The organism is Photobacterium sp. NCIMB 13483 (assembly GCF_003025475.1).
In the GTDB taxonomy this organism is placed as follows: Bacteria; Pseudomonadota; Gammaproteobacteria; order Enterobacterales; family Vibrionaceae; genus Photobacterium; species Photobacterium piscicola.
This window is the reverse complement of record NZ_PYLV01000017.1, coordinates 37,944-54,932: the sequence shown is the minus strand read 5'-3', so window position 1 is coordinate 54,932 and position 16,989 is coordinate 37,944. Positions and strand designations below refer to the sequence as shown.

12 protein-coding genes are annotated in these 16,989 nt (G+C 38.6%); 7 read left to right on the top strand and 5 right to left on the bottom strand.

Translation table 11 applies throughout. The features are described from left to right. Nucleotides 1–13 precede the first annotated feature (13 nt). Both C9I86_RS13640 and ygjK read left to right on the top strand, forming a co-directional pair. Nucleotides 14–1,018, top strand: a complete 1,005-nt coding sequence (locus tag C9I86_RS13640) for a tetratricopeptide repeat protein (RefSeq protein WP_241956897.1) — start codon at nt 14–16, stop codon at nt 1,016–1,018. Nucleotides 1,019–1,701: 683 nt separating this feature from the next. Next, nucleotides 1,702–4,332: an alpha-glucosidase gene (ygjK, locus tag C9I86_RS13635; RefSeq protein WP_107276663.1), complete on the top strand. Its 2,631-nt coding sequence runs from the start codon at nt 1,702–1,704 to the stop codon at nt 4,330–4,332. Nucleotides 4,333–4,484: 152 nt separating this feature from the next. Here the strand turns inward: ygjK and C9I86_RS13630 are convergent, their stop codons facing one another. Continuing rightward, nucleotides 4,485–4,892, bottom strand: coding sequence for an NUDIX domain-containing protein (locus tag C9I86_RS13630; RefSeq protein ID WP_235865809.1), 408 nt, complete (start codon nt 4,890–4,892; stop codon nt 4,485–4,487). 261 nt (nt 4,893–5,153) lie between these two features. Here C9I86_RS13630 and eptA point away from each other — a divergent pair, with 261 nt between their 5' ends. Further along, on the top strand, nt 5,154–6,761 hold the full coding sequence (gene eptA, locus C9I86_RS13625; protein WP_107276662.1) for a phosphoethanolamine transferase EptA: 1,608 nt from the start codon (nt 5,154–5,156) through the stop codon (nt 6,759–6,761). A 127-nt stretch (nt 6,762–6,888) separates the two neighbouring features. Next, a complete protein-coding gene (locus C9I86_RS13620; RefSeq protein WP_080156414.1) occupies nt 6,889–7,248 on the top strand; it encodes a diacylglycerol kinase in 360 nt (119 codons plus the stop codon). 112 nt (nt 7,249–7,360) lie between these two features. On the opposite strand, the gene speB is transcribed toward C9I86_RS13620, so the two are convergent. Beyond that, the gene (gene speB, locus C9I86_RS13615) at nt 7,361–8,278 is read right to left on the bottom strand and encodes an agmatinase (protein ID WP_080156413.1); all 918 of its coding nucleotides are present in this window, start codon (nt 8,276–8,278) and stop codon (nt 7,361–7,363) included. Between the two features lie 103 nt (nt 8,279–8,381). Further along, entirely contained in the window at nt 8,382–10,301 is a 1,920-nt protein-coding gene (speA, locus tag C9I86_RS13610) for a biosynthetic arginine decarboxylase (RefSeq protein ID WP_107276661.1), read from the bottom strand. A gap of 773 nt (nt 10,302–11,074) precedes the next feature. On the opposite strand from speA, the gene C9I86_RS13605 reads away from it, so the two are divergent. Next, on the top strand, nt 11,075–11,992 hold the full coding sequence (locus tag C9I86_RS13605; RefSeq protein WP_107276660.1) for a DUF808 domain-containing protein: 918 nt from the start codon (nt 11,075–11,077) through the stop codon (nt 11,990–11,992). Between the two features lie 91 nt (nt 11,993–12,083). Here the strand turns inward: C9I86_RS13605 and C9I86_RS13600 are convergent, their stop codons facing one another. Together C9I86_RS13600 and C9I86_RS13595 are read right to left on the bottom strand one after the other, a co-directional pair. Next, the gene (locus C9I86_RS13600; RefSeq protein WP_080156410.1) at nt 12,084–12,812 is read right to left on the bottom strand and encodes an oligogalacturonate-specific porin KdgM family protein; all 729 of its coding nucleotides are present in this window, start codon (nt 12,810–12,812) and stop codon (nt 12,084–12,086) included. Nucleotides 12,813–12,914: 102 nt separating this feature from the next. Next, a complete protein-coding gene (locus C9I86_RS13595) occupies nt 12,915–14,468 on the bottom strand; it encodes a sulfatase (RefSeq protein ID WP_107276659.1) in 1,554 nt (517 codons plus the stop codon). A 396-nt stretch (nt 14,469–14,864) separates the two neighbouring features. On the opposite strand from C9I86_RS13595, the gene agaR reads away from it, so the two are divergent. Together agaR and kbaZ are read left to right on the top strand one after the other, a co-directional pair. Then, entirely contained in the window at nt 14,865–15,641 is a 777-nt protein-coding gene (gene agaR / locus C9I86_RS13590) for a transcriptional repressor AgaR (protein WP_080156408.1), read from the top strand. A gap of 50 nt (nt 15,642–15,691) precedes the next feature. After that, a complete protein-coding gene (gene kbaZ, locus C9I86_RS13585; protein ID WP_107276658.1) occupies nt 15,692–16,987 on the top strand; it encodes a tagatose-bisphosphate aldolase subunit KbaZ in 1,296 nt (431 codons plus the stop codon). Nucleotides 16,988–16,989: the final 2 nt, after the last annotated feature.

Genomic DNA, 16,989 nt, shown 5'->3' with positions numbered 1-16,989 from the left:
TGGAGTGTTATCAGTGACTAATACGATAAAAAAATATGCAGTGATAGGATTAATGGGAGTGTTGAGCTTTTCTATTCCGTCCTATGCTGCCATCGATGCGACAGCTGCAAATCAAGTTCAGAATATGCCAATAGAACAACAACTTGCATATATTGCTCAAAATAAAAATGAAACGATTGAAAAACGCGCTGAAGCACTGCGCCAATTAGCTCAATATCCTAATCAAAACAGTTTAGTTGCTGTTGCTCGTGCTTTGAAAGAACCGAGCCCTGTTCTTCGTCAAGCCGCAATTACAGGGGCAAACTTATATAAATTTGAACATCGGTGGCGTCTGCTTGCACCACTTTTAAATGATCCAGAGTTAAGTGTTCGTCGGGCTGCTACGGTAAATTTGTTACGTAATTACTCGGCGATGAGTACCGATCAGAAACATAAAATGGAAGCGCCATATCAGAATCTTGTCGCGTATTTGCAGCATCAACCGGAGCAGCAGTTGTTAATGGCTGATGCCTATCGTTGGCATGGTGACTGGAAAAAAGCAGACGTTATTTATCAACAATTAGTCATACGTGACCCGCAAAATAGCCAAATTTGGCTGAATTTATCTGATAATTATCGTGCTCAAGATCAAGATGAAGAGGCTTTGGTTGTTTTAAATAAAGCCACTAAGCAATTATCAAAAGATGCGAGTCTATATTATGCAAAAGCATTGACTCAAGTGCGTTTAAAGCAAAAAAAATCAGCGGCTGAATCAATGACAATAGCCACTTCGTTGGCGAATAATAATAGCTATTATTGGTATCTTAATGGTGTGTTACATCAAGATATTGATGTAACTGTAGCGATCGCATCATTTGAAAAAGCCTATTTGATTTCTGGTGCACCAGAACAACTGTATGCTTTGTGTGATATTTATATTAGACATGGTAATGAAAAAGCGAATGCATGTATCGTGGAGCTAGCAAAAGTAGCACCGAAGTCAGTAATTGAAGAACTAAACAAACGTCGTAATTTATGATGTTGATATCAATGAAATTTACTAAATAGATAGACATCATTATGTTTTTATCTTAAAGCCGAGTATTAGTAAAATACTCGGCTTTTATTTTTTATATAGCATGTATTTCAATAAAAACGGTCACAGAGATAACTAATATATAAAATAAACGTAATAGTTGTACGTTGGTGATCATTTTTGCCAGTGATGAACTTCACATTTTCATTAAAAAAATGATTGTTTAACTGTTACGTTATTTACTAAAAATGGTTACAAAAGTTACATAAAGTGCTTTTGGGGGGTGTTATTATTTTTTTGGATAGAGGATCGCATTCATCTTCTTTATTGAACTGATTTTTTGTATCAGCATCACATGATTTTCAGGATAAATAATAGCCTCACGCTTATTTTATAAGCTTATTAATAATTGAATTTTTTATTCCTTTTAGGTCTTATTTTTATAGTGTGATATTCCTTCCTATATAAGCTCTTTTTTTAATAAAAAGTGTTACAAAATGTTTCTGTCATTTTTTTGTGCTCTATTTTAGTAAAATAATAAACGTGATTTACCTCAATTTTAGTTGTTTTTTTTACCTTTATTATCCACCGCAATTGCAGAGTACGGGTTGTATTCTGCCCATAAAAAAATAGCTGTACGAATAATTATAAGATGCAGCTCATCATTAAATCTCGGGGGATTTTAAATGATTAAACAATCGACGGTAGCAAAAAAAACCTTATTAGCAGCGGCTGTGAGTTCGTTAATGTTTACTGCTGGGTGTAATACTGATGATAATGTAAATTCAATCAGTGAAGAGAAAGACAAACCACAGATAGCATTGAAATTTAAGAATATTCTTGATCGAACTGGGACACCTCAACATTTAGCTGAAGTGGGTGTCGGTGGTCATATGGCGTATACACCACTGCATGATGACGGTGCATGGCATGGGCATTTATTACCGGATTTAAAAGCACACCCTGAAAATAAAGGTGGCTTTGGTGCGACAGCTATTACTGAAGAATATAATACCTCTGTCGCCGAATACTTTGATAAGTTATCAATATTAAAAGCAGGTCAGCCAGTAGATTTTAGCGCGGAGGCTCATAGTATTCCGGGCGCATTAATTCAAACAATGACAGCCGACGGTATTAAAGTTGAAATGAAGTTACAGTTTGTATCTTCACGCTCATCGATTGTTGAAACGATTATTACTAATACGACGGGTGAAAATTTAGAACTCGTGTGGGACGGTAAACTGGTTGACGGTTATTATGCCAAAGATGGTAAACCTGATCCTAAATACAAGTCTACGGTTGCTGAACAATTACCTAATTTGACCCGTGTAATGACATCGAATGATAGCGGTGACATTGATATTGCTTTTGGTAAAGAACGTGATTCATGGATGGTGCGTACCAGTGGATCTTCTGCGTTTAATATTCAGCGTAACATCACCGCAGACACCCATATTAATGGTTTAGAGTACCAATCAGTGGCTAATATTGGTGCTGTTGCTAATAAAACTATTTATACCGTATTTAGTCATACGCTGACCGCAGCAGAATGGCAAAAAGAACAGCCAATTGTTAAAGATATTTTGTCTAACCCAGTCCATTACATTAACGCAAGCACTACCCGTTGGGAAAACTATCTAACTAATGGTCTTGTTAATAAAAATGCGACCTCAGAACAAGAGCGCGTTGCTGTTAAAGCGATAGAAACCTTAACGGGGAACTGGCGTAGCCCTGCTGGTTTTGTTAGCTACGATACGGTGACACCATCAGTAACTGCACGTTGGTTCTCTGGTAACTTAACATGGCCGTGGGATACCTGGAAACAAGCGTATGCGATGGCACATTTTAATCCTGATTTAGCGATGAATAACATTCGTACCGTGTTTGAGCATCAAGTAAAAGCCGACGATATATTGCGTCCTTATGATAAAGGTTATTTGCTCGATGTGGTTGGTATGAACATGTCTAAAGAGCGCGGCGATGCGCTTGGTTTAACCGAAATGAATGACTCACAATCATGGAATGAACGTAATACTAAACCATCATTAGCGTCATGGGCGGTGTGGGAAGTTTATACAACCTTAAAAGATAAATATAACCGTGCTGATGATGCTCAAGCATGGTTAGAAGAAATGTATCCGAAATTGGTTGATTACCATAATTGGTGGTTAACAGCACGTGACACCAATAATAACGGTATTCCTGAGTATGGTGCTGCGGTTGATCCTGCACATACAACCGAAGATGGTCAGTTAATCTATGAATATAAAACGGCGGCTGATCCTGATAACTGGATTCAAGCTAAAGGCATTACTGAATATAATAAATTATTAGAATCATTTAATTATATTGATATCCATAGCCCAGCACAAACCGCTGCGTCATGGGAATCAGGACGAGATGATGCGGCAGTATTTGGTTTTATTGATACTATTGCTGATGCTCAAGGTCTAACTGACTTTAGTGAAATTGCACTTATTGATCAGCTTGGTCGTTATGCTCATAAACAACATGGGTTTGATAATACTTATGCTGTGAATGGTGAACAAGTAACGTATGCCAATACGAATGAAGATAATACGGCTAAATTAAACCAAGCGAAGAAAGATTGGCAGGTTAAGTTTAGTGAAAACCGTGATGATAGTGGTCAATTAGTGGGTTATTCACTAATGCAAGAATCTGTTGACCAAGCATCATACTGGTACAGCGATAATAAATTCTTAGCACAAATTGCGACTGCATTAGGTCGTAATGATGCAGCGGCTGATTTTACTGCAAAAGCAGTGGAAACGAAAAACTACATTAATCAATGTATGTTTGATAGCACCACTGGTTTTTACTATGACATTAATATAAATCCTACTGAAGCTGCGCAATTAAATAATGGTTGTGCGGGTAATCCGATTGTTGCGCGTGGTATGGGGGCGGAAGGTTGGTCACCACTGTTTAATGGTGCGGCTGATGATATGACTGCCGCTGCTGTTGTGAAAAACATGATGGATACCACGAAATTTAATACTAAAGTGCCATTAGGTACAGCAGCAAAAGATAACCCAGCGTATGGTGCAGATATTTATTGGCGTGGCCGTGTGTGGGTTGATCAATTCTATTTTGGTGTTAAAGGCATGACGAACTATGGTTATACCGCACAAGCGAATGAGATGGTTAATAAGCTATTTAAAAATGCAGAAGGTCTAACGCTTGATCGTCCAATTCAAGAAAACTACAACCCAGAAACGGGAGCCGTACAAGGTGCGAATAATTTCTCTTGGAGCTCAGCGCACTTATATATGCTTTACAATGATTTTCTAAAATAGAGCAACTAAGCTTTACTGAATACAAGCTTTATTGAGTAGAAGCAGGGTACTTTTCCCCTTGTACCCCTTTAAATTACGCCAATACATGTTAGTGTATTGGCGTTTTTTATATAGATGATTTCATCATGACCAATAGCGGAATTTGGCGGATATTAATCGATTAAATCTTGTGCTTTCAAATATGCGAGGATCATTAATGTTGCACTTGAACTAATGTCGGTATTATTAGTATTGATCCATCGAATTTCTTCAATTTCAGAGGCTGGTAATAGATCGCCGTTATATTCAGCATAGTAGCAAGTCATGTTAACCATTATACCTTGTGCTTTACCGTGGGCTTGCGCTTGGAAGCTATTGGCATAACATAGCGATTCTGGCACGAGATCAACCGATAGCTCTTCTTGTATCTCTCGTATTAATGCTTGAGCATCCGTTTCACCAGGATCACGTTTTCCGCCAGGAATATAATAGAGTGCTTTTCCATATGAACGTACAGCCAGTAATTTTCGTTGGTCAATATGAAGCCAAGCAAGTTTATCAATAGGTTGAGGTGTATTCACAGTATTCTCCTTTACTGCTTTTAGTGTAACAGTTTTCATAAATATAAAAAAATGAGCTACTATTATATCAATCTATGTTTTCATTAATGCTTCAAACCATATTGTTTAGATGCATGTCTATTAGTTATCTTTATAGGCATAATCATCGCTCTTAAATGGAACAATGATAGCCACGGTTGGCTTTATGCTTACCAGCGGTTTTTCACTACAAATGTGCTGGTAGTTTATGTGATCGTTATGAAATATTAGGAATACTCCATAATGAAATTTCGTTTAACCAGCATCAAATATATATTACTCGTTGCTGTCTTTTTTGCTGCGATACAAAACATTGCTTTATGGAAACATTTAAGTGAATTATTTCTAAAAAGCAGCACTAATGATGTGGTTTTTATTGCGACCATTCCACTGTTTATTATTGCAGCATTAAACATTATTTTTAATCTATTATTATGGCCATGGATACAACGACCATTACTCGTAATAATGATTTTCTTTTCAAGCTTAGCGACATATGCCATGTACAACTATGGGGCGTATTTTGACTATGGCATGATTGTTAATGTATTTGAAACAAACTCAGCCGAAGCGAACAGTTATTTTTCTATGGCTGGTTTTGCATGGATTGTTGTTATTGCTCTTTTTCCTATAATTATATTATGTCGAATTAAGGTTATTTATCGTTCTGTAGTAAAAGAATTAATTGCTCGTAGTTTAAGTATTATTATTTCGTTATTAGTTATTGTTGTTATTGCCGCTGGTTATTATAAAGATTACGCGTCATTAGTACGCAACCACTCTGAAATTAAAGCGCTGATTAATCCAACCAATTATATTTCAGCCACTTTCCGTTACACTAAATACCAGCTCATTGAAGCTAAAATGCCATTTACTCAGATTGGATTAGATGCTCAAAATACCCATCAAGGTGATAAACATAATGTTGTTGTAATGGTCGTTGGGGAGGCTTCTCGTTCAATGAATTATTCATTAAATGGGTATGCTAGAGAGACTAACCCAGGTTTATCTCAACGTAATGTTATTAGTTTTTTAAATGTAAAATCGTGTGGTACGGCAACTGCAGTATCATTACCTTGTATGTTTTCTGTGATGAATAAAGCCAATTACGATGCTATCACTGCACGTCATCAAGATACCGCCATGGATATTTTACAACGTGCAGGTATTGATGTGTCTTGGAAAGACAATGATAGTGGTTGTAAAGGGGTGTGCGATAGGGTGAAGCATGTTGTTATTAATGCAGATGTTGATCCTAAGCTTTGCCATGATGGTACTTGTTATGATGCGGTTTTACTTAAAAATTTGCAGGCACAAATTGATGATGCCAAACAAGATACATTTATTGTTTTGCATATTATTGGTAGTCATGGCCCAACATATGATGACCGTTATCCACCTGAATTTAAAATATTTAAACCAACGTGTAATACCAGTAATTTGCAAGAGTGTAGTCGTCAGCAAGTGACAAATACCTACGATAATACGATTTTATATACCGATCATATTTTAAGCAGTGTAATTGATATACTTAAACAAGATGACAGTAAAGCCAATACTGCCATGATTTATATGGCAGATCATGGTGAATCATTAGGTGAAGATGGGGTCTATTTACATGGGTTGCCGTATTCCATTGCGCCAAAAGAACAAACGACGGTGCCATTAATTTTATGGTTGTCACCTGCTTATCAACACAGTCAGCATATAAATCGTCAATGTTTACAACGTGAAGCAACGGCTGGTGGTTTTTCACAGGATAACTTGTTCCATTCATTATTGGGGATGATGGATGTTAAAACAAAAGTTTACGATGCTAAATTAGATATATTTGCTCAGTGTCGGCAATAGGGCTTTTTGACGAAATAATAAGTAAAAAGTGCAGTAAGACTATTTTTGCTTTTATTTCATTGCTCAAAGGGTATTATTTACCGCAAGTGAGTTATTTACTTATAATAAAAAATAAAGAGAGTTAACGATGAAACCTGGTGCTACGGGCTTAAAACGTATCATTGATGCGACGGGATATTCGATACAAGGTTTAAAGGCGGCATGGATTAATGAAGCGGCTTTTCGACAAGAAAGTATTTTATTAGTTGTGATGACTGTTATTTCATTTTTTATGCCAGTAACAAAAATTGAACGATTAATGATGATTAGCTCGTTATTTATTGTTGTTATTGCTGAATTGATTAACTCAGCGATTGAAGCCGTAGTGGATCGTATTGGGCCTGAACGTCATGAATTAAGTGGTCGAGCAAAAGATATTGGCTCGGCTGCGGTCTTTGTTGCGTTAGTGCTGGTGGCTATTATTTGGGGCAGTATTTTGTTTTTATAGCCACTCTTAATCGAGTTATAAATTAACGCCAGTATTTTTAATCATCAAAATACTGGCATTTTTTTATGTTATTACGTAGCTACCCTATTACGTGACTATCATATTGCATGATTTATTGTTTCTGTGTCGCCCAAAGATGCAATAAGTCCGTGGCAATAGTTGCGGCTGCTAATGCTGTAATATCGGCATGATCGTATGCAGGTGATACTTCAACCACATCCATACCAATCAAATTAATGCCTTGTAAACTACGAATGATTTTTAGCGCTTTATCTGATGTTATTCCACCGCAAACAGGCGTACCTGTACCTGGTGCGTAAGCCGGATCTAAGCAATCAATATCGAACGTTAAGTAAACTGGCATATTACCAACGGTTACTTTTATCTCTTCAACAATCTGCGCCACACTCCAATCGTTGGCGGTGTCGGCTGAGATAACATTAAAACCTAGTTTGTCACTGTGTTCGGTACGAATACCAATTTGCACCGAATGTGTAGGATCAATTAATCCTTCGTTAGGTGCATGATAGAACATCGTGCCATGATCAAATTTACTGCCTTGATCGTAAGTATCGGTATGGGCATCAAAGTGAATTAATGCCATTTTGCCAAAGTGTTTAGCATGAGCACGCAATAACGGCAGAGTAATGAAATGATCACCACCAAAAGTAAGCAGTGTTTTCCCTTGTTCTAATAAGCCGCTTGCGTGAGCTTCTAAGCGCTCACACATTTGACCAGCATCACCACAATCAAATACTAAATCACCACAATCGGCAATTTTAATTGATTTTAAAAGGCTAAAATTCCACGGCCAACGTTTACCTTCCCATGCGAGGTTGGTTGAAATTTGACGTATTGCACCCGGTCCCATACGACTACCAGAACGACCCGTGGTTGCCATATCAAACGGTACACCAGTAATAATAACGTCAGCATCAGAGGACATTGGCGAAAAATCTAATGGTTGACGTAAAAAGCCAAAAGCGTTGGCGTATAAAGAATAATCTGGGTAATTAGCGAGTGTTGCCATGGTTTTCTCCAACAACAATATAGGGCGGAAGGCCCACTAAAAGCCCTATTACTACCTTTATAGTAATAGGGTGTTCTAAAATAGGGCGACTAAGTTTTTAGTCTTAAATAGCGCGAACATCTTCTAGATAGGTATATCCTTCAAGCCCATCGGCCAGTTCTTTAAGAATTGCTTCACGTTCATTTTCAGCAAGATGTTGCTCTGCCATTAGCTGATATTGACGTAAGAATTCATTAGCATCTAAGTGTACATAACGTAATACATCACCGACATTATCGCCACGATCTATTTTCTCAATATTATAGTGACCATCTGCAGTACAACGCACAACAGCAGTATCGGTGTCCCCAAATAAATTATGCATATCGCCTAAAATTTCTTGATATGCGCCAACCATAAAGAAACCGATACGGTAAGGCTGTTCATCACTCCATGTTGGTACGGGTAGGGTGCTTTCTATGCCTTGGTTTTCAACATATTGATCAATTGTGCCATCGGAATCACAGGTGATATCAAGAATAATGGCACGGCGTTCAGGGGCTTTATTCAAATTACTTAATGGCAAAATAGGGAATACTTGCTCAATGCCCCATGCATCTGGTAATGATTGAAATAGAGAAAAGTTTACAAAAAACTTATCTGCTAAACGTTCATGTAATTCATCCAACAGTGGTCGATGAGCACGGTTTTGGGTTGACAGTGTTTGAGCTAATTCATGACATAAACGTAAACTGACTTGTTCAGCCCATGCTCTATCAATAAAACTGATCATGCCAACGGCAAAGAGAGAGTGAACTTCAGCTAAATCACTTTGGTTATCATGATAAAGCTCAACCAATGAACGGTGATCGGTATGTTCGGTTAGCTCTTTCCAAGAACGCCACATATTATGCAAAATATGCGGAGCATCCTCAGCGGGGGGATTGATCGATTCTACTTTGTAACTTTCAATACCCACTACATCGGTAATTAAAACCGCATGATGAGCGGTTAGATTACGGCCTGATTCGGAAATAATACGCGGCATAGGCATATTGTATTCTTTACAAATATCACCTAAAACATAGACTACATTGTTTGCATATTCATTGATGCTGTAGTTCATTGAACAGCTACTTTGACTACGTGTTCCTTCATAATCAACCGCTAAACCGCCACCCACATCAACGGTAGAAATGCCAGCACCTAATTTTTTAAGTTCAGCATAAACACGACCAGCTTCGCCAACACCATTGCGTACATCACGGATATTGGCGATTTGTGAGCCTAAATGAAAGTGCAATAGCTGCAAGCAATTAAGCATGTCACGTTGACGTAGAGCGTCAACAACAGTTAATACTTGTGATGCAGATAAACCAAATTTAGATTTTTCACCACCGCTAGCTTGCCATTTGCCTTTACCTTGAGAGGCAAGACGAGCACGAATACCTAAGCGAGGTGTTACACCAAGCTCAGCTGCTTCTTGTAAGATGATGTTTAGTTCAGAGAGCTTTTCTAGCACGATATAAACTTCGTGACCTAGCTTTTCACCGATTAAAGCTAATCGAATGTATTCTCTATCTTTGTAGCCATTACACACGATCACCGAACTTGCTTCTTGTGCCATGGCAAGCACAGCCATAAGCTCTGGCTTACTGCCCGCTTCTAAACCTAATTGACGTTGTTGTTTGGCATATTGGCTTTTTAAAATCTCGCTAACCACTTCTTGCTGTTGGTTAACTTTGATTGGATAAACCGCAAGGTAATCACCTTGATAGCCATAATTTTCAATGGCTTGATTAAAAACACCGCAGAGGCTGTCAACGCGATGATGAAGAATGTCGGGAAAACGAACTAACACTGGCAATGACGCGCCTGCCGCAATTAATTCATCAGCAAGTTGTGATAGCCCAATAGTATTGGTTGGGTTATTAACATCGGGACGGGCGATAACAGAACCGTCTTGCGCTATATCAAAGTAACCTTGACCCCAGTAAGGTGTATTGTAAACATTACGGGCATTATTAATTGTCCAATCACTCATTGTTTAATCTCTTCCTGAGCGAAAATACGCCAGCCATAAAGTACAGATGATAAACATCCCTGCGTGGCTGCAGTAAATATCGAAATAGTGTGATGCCTGACGCGATAATGGTCAGAATAAAAGTATGTTGTTATTGAAATCTAATGACGCCACAAAGAGCGTATAGCATTTTCAATTACAAGCTTCTGGGACTACCTGAGCTGGAATCATCATTGCAAGTCATGAACAAGCGGGATGTTCTTCTTGATTGATTAGGTTTGGCGTTAGTTATTGCGTTATCGCATACTTTATTGAGGCTAAAAAAAGCCCTCGAGTATAATGCTGCGAGAGTTTTCATTGTCATTACCCTTAAAGGTAGTGCTGTTACAACAAGCACAGTATGACAGGGAATAAGAATGCCCGATGCAATCTCAGTCTACACCTCAAACCAATGATGGGTGCGTTGCGATTAGACAATTGAATCGTTTTTAGCGCAAACAAAAAAGATTTATCGTTATCATGAAAGATGATTATTGCGATTAAATACCCATATTGGGAAAGGCCGCTTGAGATATAAATAGCGTATTAAATAACGGTTATGGTTAATTTATTAACAATTTGTCGATGTAAATTATTGATGTAATGACAAGCCGTTTTTATTAAAAAGTAACAGAAATAAATAGTATATAATTGTAAGCATTAGTTATAAATAATGCATTTAACATGTTTGTTATATTTATACCTATAAAATTATTAATAATAGAATCGAGTGGATTCTGAGAAAGGAGTATGCAGTGGCTGGCGCAAGTTTATTAACATTACTTGATGATATCGCAACCGTTCTTGATGACGTTGCATTAATGACTAAAGTGGCTGCACGTAAAACCGCTGGCGTATTAGGTGATGATTTGGCGCTCAATGCCCAACAAGTATCTGGTGTCCGCGCTGAGCGAGAGTTACCTGTGGTTTGGGGCGTTGCTAAAGGCTCATTTAAAAATAAATTAATATTAGTCCCTGCGGCATTATTAATTAGCGTTATTGCACCATGGTTAATTATGCCAATGTTATTACTTGGCGGTTTATTTCTATGTTTTGAAGGCGTAGAAAAAATTGCAGAGAAATTATTTTCTCATGGTGATGAAGAAACACAACAAGCGCAAGAACAAGTAGTAACCGAAGAGATTGATTTGGTCGCTTATGAACAAGACAAAATAAAAGGTGCAATAAGAACTGATTTTGTTTTGTCGGCTGAAATTATTGTGATTGCACTTGGAACTGTACAAAATCACCCGTTTTTAACCCAAGCTATAGTGGTGAGTTTAATTGCGTTTGTAATGACTGCGGGTGTTTATGGTGTAGTTGCTGGCATTGTAAAGCTGGATGACGCAGGACTGTATCTGGTTAATCACAGCAAAGGCGCAGGCTTACAGCGTAGCTTTGGTTCGCTATTAGTGAATGTTGCACCTTACCTTATGAAAACATTAGCGATTGTTGGTACTATTGCGATGTTTTTAGTGGGAGGGGGGATTGTGGTTCATAGCATTCCACAAATACACACAGTGGTAGAACATGTAGCACAATTGGCTGTTTTTCCTGGTTCTCATAGTATTATGACACCGTTATTGAATGGCGTTGTGGGTGTGATTGCGGGTACTATCGTGGTGATTGTTGTCACTATCGTGAATAAGATCCGTGGAAAATCAACTCATTAATTTATAGCAGTTAAAAACCTAAACCCTATAAAATAAAAATGCCAGTGATGATAAGTCACTGGCATTTTTTGTTTGTTATTAGTTTAGATTATTACCATGTGTATTTAATACCCATACGGTAACGAGTTTGACGATTGTCTGTTACTCGACTTTGGCTAACATTACCCACTTCTACGAATGGACGCCACATTGTGCCTTCTACTGTTTTGTAGGTGTACATTAAACGGAAATTATGTAGGTAGTTGGTGTCTTTATTATCAAATTGTGGTTGAGCTGCGCTTTCCATTTCTTTCCAAATTTGAAATTCATATTGGAAATCCCAATTATTGGTGTTGTAGCCTAACCATAGATCAACTTCTTGAATTTTTGATACGTAAGACTCACCCGCCGCATTATTCATGCTGTAGTCCCACAATTTCCACTTATAACGACCCTGAACACGAATACCGTTATCAAAGCGGTAGTTTAAACGTGCGTAAGGAACATAGACCAGACCATCAGGTGTGAAATCAAGTGAAAGACCACCAATACCAACGATATTATCACTGAGTTTTTTGTAGTAAAACGCTGAAAACTCAGAGCCATTCATTGTCATGCCGTCAAACATGGTATTTTGCTGGTCATTGTTATAACGCGCGTCTAATTCAAAACCAATATTCTTACCCGTATCTAAAAATGCTTTAATACGATCGCCATGACGGTTGGTACCATCACGGTACTCATGACGATACTCAATCGTTGTTTTGTAATCATTGGCATAACTAAAACTGGTTGCGGAAAAAAGGGTAGTCGCAAGGATTACTTTAGTGATGGTATTCATAGATTGTCCTTAATTAGTATGAGTTTTGTTGCGCTTTCTCTGTTCAATAGAGAAAGCGTAAAAAATAATAAAAAGTGGTATTACGCGTTGTTATGACTACGGTTATAAATAAGCATTCGCAGTGTGTGCTGGTACCGTTGTTGGTCGCCATGGATCGCCAGTGTGCTCAAGCCATGGCATTAATTCTTCAGTAATTAATTTGTCGATAAGCATTGGATTGGTGGCCGCAATATTCTCCATTTGGTATGGATCTATTTGATTGTCATGCAGCACATAGGTTAATGGCTTACCAATTTTTCTATCAATCATTAAGGTATAACGTTGCGAGCGAATACCACGGCGTCCGTATGATTGACCGCCATAAGGCATGAAAGTATAAAATTGAGAGCTTGGCTTACTATCACCTTCAACGCCCCGTAATGTATTGGCGAAGTTAGTCCCTTCTACGGTATCTGGAATCAGATCTTCCATGCCCATTAAACCAAGCATGGTTGGGTAAATATCTGGAGCTGAAAATAACAGATCATTTTGTTGTGGATTAAGCTTGCCAGGCCAACGGAAGATCATTGGAATGCGCATTGCTTCGTCATAATGAACATTTTTAGTCGGTTGACCATTTGAGCCCATACAACAGCCGTGATCAGAGAAGAACACCACTAAGGTATCTTCGGTAAGATTGAGGCGATCTAACTCGTCAATAATGCGTCCGAATTGCTCATCAACCCCATTGACCATTGCCATATATTCTTTGAAAAACTGTGGGCCATAACCTTCTTGGTAAGCGCTATCCCATTTAACATTTGGACGAGTATTTAATTGCTGAGATGTTTTTCCATTAAAGCGATCTAAATATTTTTGTGGAACTTGATCATAAGGCGAGTGTGGTGGATTCATCGAAACCACAAGCGTAAACGGTTGATCTTGTTCACGGTATTGACCATTTTCATTACGTAGATATTTAATTGCGATATCAGCTTCGTGTTCAGGGCTCCACTGGTTGATTCGTAGAGGTTTATCGCGGGTCGTATCATTGGTCCAATACATTGGTGTCATGTGTTTATCATAGGTGCCATAGGCATACCAGAAATCAAAACCATGGCGACGATCTGGAGCTGTCCAATCATTCCAATAACGTCCTTCAGCAGGGTTATTGTAGCTAGGGATAAACGGAGCTTGTGGCGCATCTAAGTGCCATTTACCAATATAACCCATGCTATAGCCTTGTCTTTTAAGCACATCAGACCATGTAAGGGTATTTTTCTTCAGTTCGATACCAAAATCTTTACCGCCAAATTGGCCTTCAACACCGGTGTGGCTATTACCTTGAATACCATTGCGATAAGGGTATTGTCCTGTCATTAACATGCCACGAAATGGCGTACAGAGTGGAAAATTAGAGACTGCTTGACGTAATACTGCACTTTGACGCGCAAATTTATCAATGTTGGGGGTCATTGATGGATCTTGCTGCATAAAACCTAATGCTTGAGCTCGAAACTCATCAGGAAAAATAATGACTAAATTGGGCTTTTTTAATGACTTCTTCGAGCTTAACGTTGGTGCAGTTGCAGCTTGGGTATAGCCGGCTGATAAGGTTGCAGCAACAGCGCCACTGGCTGCCATACCTTTCAGTAATCCTCTACGTGAGATAGACATCAACGAATCCTTATTAATAGTAAATATAAACGATTGGATTATGTATTTTTGATTTGCTTCGTATCGTAAGCTAACGAAAGCTTAGTGACTGTGTAATCGATCACATAAAAAGCAAGTGAAAGTAAAATAATGTAATTACTTGTTTTATTGCAGTAAATATTATGGAGTTTCAGCTCTATTTTATAAATTGAAAGGATGAATGGTTGGTTTATTGACTTTCGTTCTATATGATAGAAACACTTACGCAAGTATGCATAAGTTCCAATGAAAGATAACGAAAGAATGTGAAAGAGATCAAAAGTTTTGTCTTAGTGCATTGTGGCTTTATTTTTTAGGTGTAAGCTTATTTCGAAATCAAGTGAAAGTAATTTTGGTTGATTTCACAAGGAGACAAAAGTGAAAAGTGCAATTGAAAGGCGAATGGAAATCGTCAACGTGGTGAATCTAGAAGGAAAAGCCCGTGTCGAGGATCTCGCTGAAAAATTTAATGTATCCAGTGTCACTATTCGCAGTGATCTGAGCTTCTTGGAAAAGAATGGTTATGTTGTACGCTCTCATGGTGCAGCAATTCCTAACTCAGGTGTGATTGCTGAATTAACTATTCATGAAAAGCGTCGGCATAATGCGGGAGTTAAATCTCTCCTTGGCCAAGCTGCTGCCAAGCTTATTCATCATGGTGACACTGTGATTTTAGATTCAGGGACAACAACGCGTGAAATCGCAGCCAGCTTAAAAAGCATGGAAAATGTTGTTGTCATGACTAATGGTCTGGATGTGGCTATGGAGTTGGCTTCAGCACCCGGTGTTGAAGTGTTAATGTCAGGTGGCGTACTTCGTAAAGAAGCGTTATCTTTTTCGGGCTCACTAGCAGAAGCCGGCCTTAAGAACTTTCGTTTTGATAAAGTTTTTCTAGGGGTCGATGGCTTTGACTTGCGAGCTGGTATCACTACGCACAGTGAACAAGAGGCAAGCCTCAATCGTTTAATGTGTGAAATTTCTGAACAAGTGATTGCGGTAGCTGATTCAACCAAATTTGGTAAACGTAGCTGTCACATGATTCGTGAATTTGGAAATATTGATATCTTAGTAACAGATGCAGATATTCCTGAAGATTATTTAGCTGGTCTTCGTGAAATGAAAGTAGAAGTTATTATTGTCGAAAAAGAGCACTGACTGACTTAACTCCATGATCACATCACAGATGATGATTGTGGAGTTAATGAATGAACACGCTACAAACTCTCGTTCAACGTCATAAAGCAGGCGGCAACAATGGTATTTATGCTGTTTGCTCTGCACACCCGCTGGTTATTGAAGCGGCATTTTCTCAAGCGTTGGACGACAATTCAGTTTTATTAATCGAAGCGACGTCAAATCAAGTTGATCAATTTGGTGGTTACACCGGAATGACACCCATTGATTTTCGTCACTTTGTATTAGCTATGGCTGAACAATTCAATTTTCCTACCGAAAATCTTATCTTAGGTGGCGATCATTTAGGCCCTAATCGCTGGCAACACCTTACTGCAACTGATGCGATGGTGAATGCCGATGATTTAATTGCTGCTTATGTTGCTGCTGGTTTTAAGAAAATCCACCTTGATTGCAGCATGTCTTGTGCTGATGATCCGATGCCTCTTTCTGATGATATCGTTGCTGAACGTGCCGCTCGTTTGGGGGCTATAGCTGAAAAAACAGCGATAGCATCTTTTGGCTATAGTGATTTAGTGTATGTCATTGGTACTGAAGTTCCTGTACCTGGTGGCGCAGCTGAAACATTAAATACTGTTGAAGTTACCTCTCCGCAAGCCGCAATGAAAACAATCGAAACTCATCAACGTGCATTTACTGAGGCTGGTATTGCCGATTGTTGGGCGCGTGTGGTTGGTTTAGTGGTGCAACCTGGGGTTGAATTTGATCATACTGGTGTTATTGATTATTGCCCAGAGAAAGCGAATCAATTAAGTGGCGTGGTTGATAATTTTCCCCATATGGTATTTGAAGCGCACTCGACAGACTATCAAACTCATGCCGCTTATCGTCAATTAGTACAAGACCACTTTGCGATTTTAAAAGTGGGCCCAGCTTTAACTTTTGCTATGCGTGAAGCGTTATTTAATTTATGTGAAATAGAAGCTGAAATTATTCCTAAGGCGCATTGCTCAAATTTAAGAGAATGCATTGAAGCACAAATGTGTGAAGCGCCACAGCATTGGCAAAAATACTATCATGGTAACGAATCAGAGCAACGCTTCTCACGTTGCTTTAGCTTTAGTGATCGCATGCGTTATTACTGGCCTGATAGTGTGATTAATCAAGCCCAAGCAACCTTATTTAGAAATTTATCTCGAGTTGATATTCCGTTACCCCTTCTTAGTCAATATATGCCACAGCAATTTCAACATCTGCGTGAAGGCTTAATCTCATCAGATCTTAAAGCGTTGGTATTAGACACTATTCGTCAAGTTTTACGTGCTTACTCTCAAGCATGTACTGAAAAATTAATCGCAGAGGTTTAAAC

Coding starts and splice junctions, on each gene's coding strand:
- speB (WP_080156413.1), bottom strand. CDS start 8,278: ATGGCAACACTCGCTAATTACCCAGATTATTCTTTATACGCCAACGCT.
- eptA (WP_107276662.1), top strand. CDS start 5,154: ATGAAATTTCGTTTAACCAGCATCAAATATATATTACTCGTTGCTGTC.
- kbaZ (WP_107276658.1), top strand. CDS start 15,692: ATGAACACGCTACAAACTCTCGTTCAACGTCATAAAGCAGGCGGCAAC.
- ygjK (WP_107276663.1), top strand. CDS start 1,702: ATGATTAAACAATCGACGGTAGCAAAAAAAACCTTATTAGCAGCGGCT.
- C9I86_RS13620 (WP_080156414.1), top strand. CDS start 6,889: ATGAAACCTGGTGCTACGGGCTTAAAACGTATCATTGATGCGACGGGA.
- speA (WP_107276661.1), bottom strand. CDS start 10,301: ATGAGTGATTGGACAATTAATAATGCCCGTAATGTTTACAATACACCT.
- C9I86_RS13600 (WP_080156410.1), bottom strand. CDS start 12,812: ATGAATACCATCACTAAAGTAATCCTTGCGACTACCCTTTTTTCCGCA.
- C9I86_RS13595 (WP_107276659.1), bottom strand. CDS start 14,468: ATGTCTATCTCACGTAGAGGATTACTGAAAGGTATGGCAGCCAGTGGC.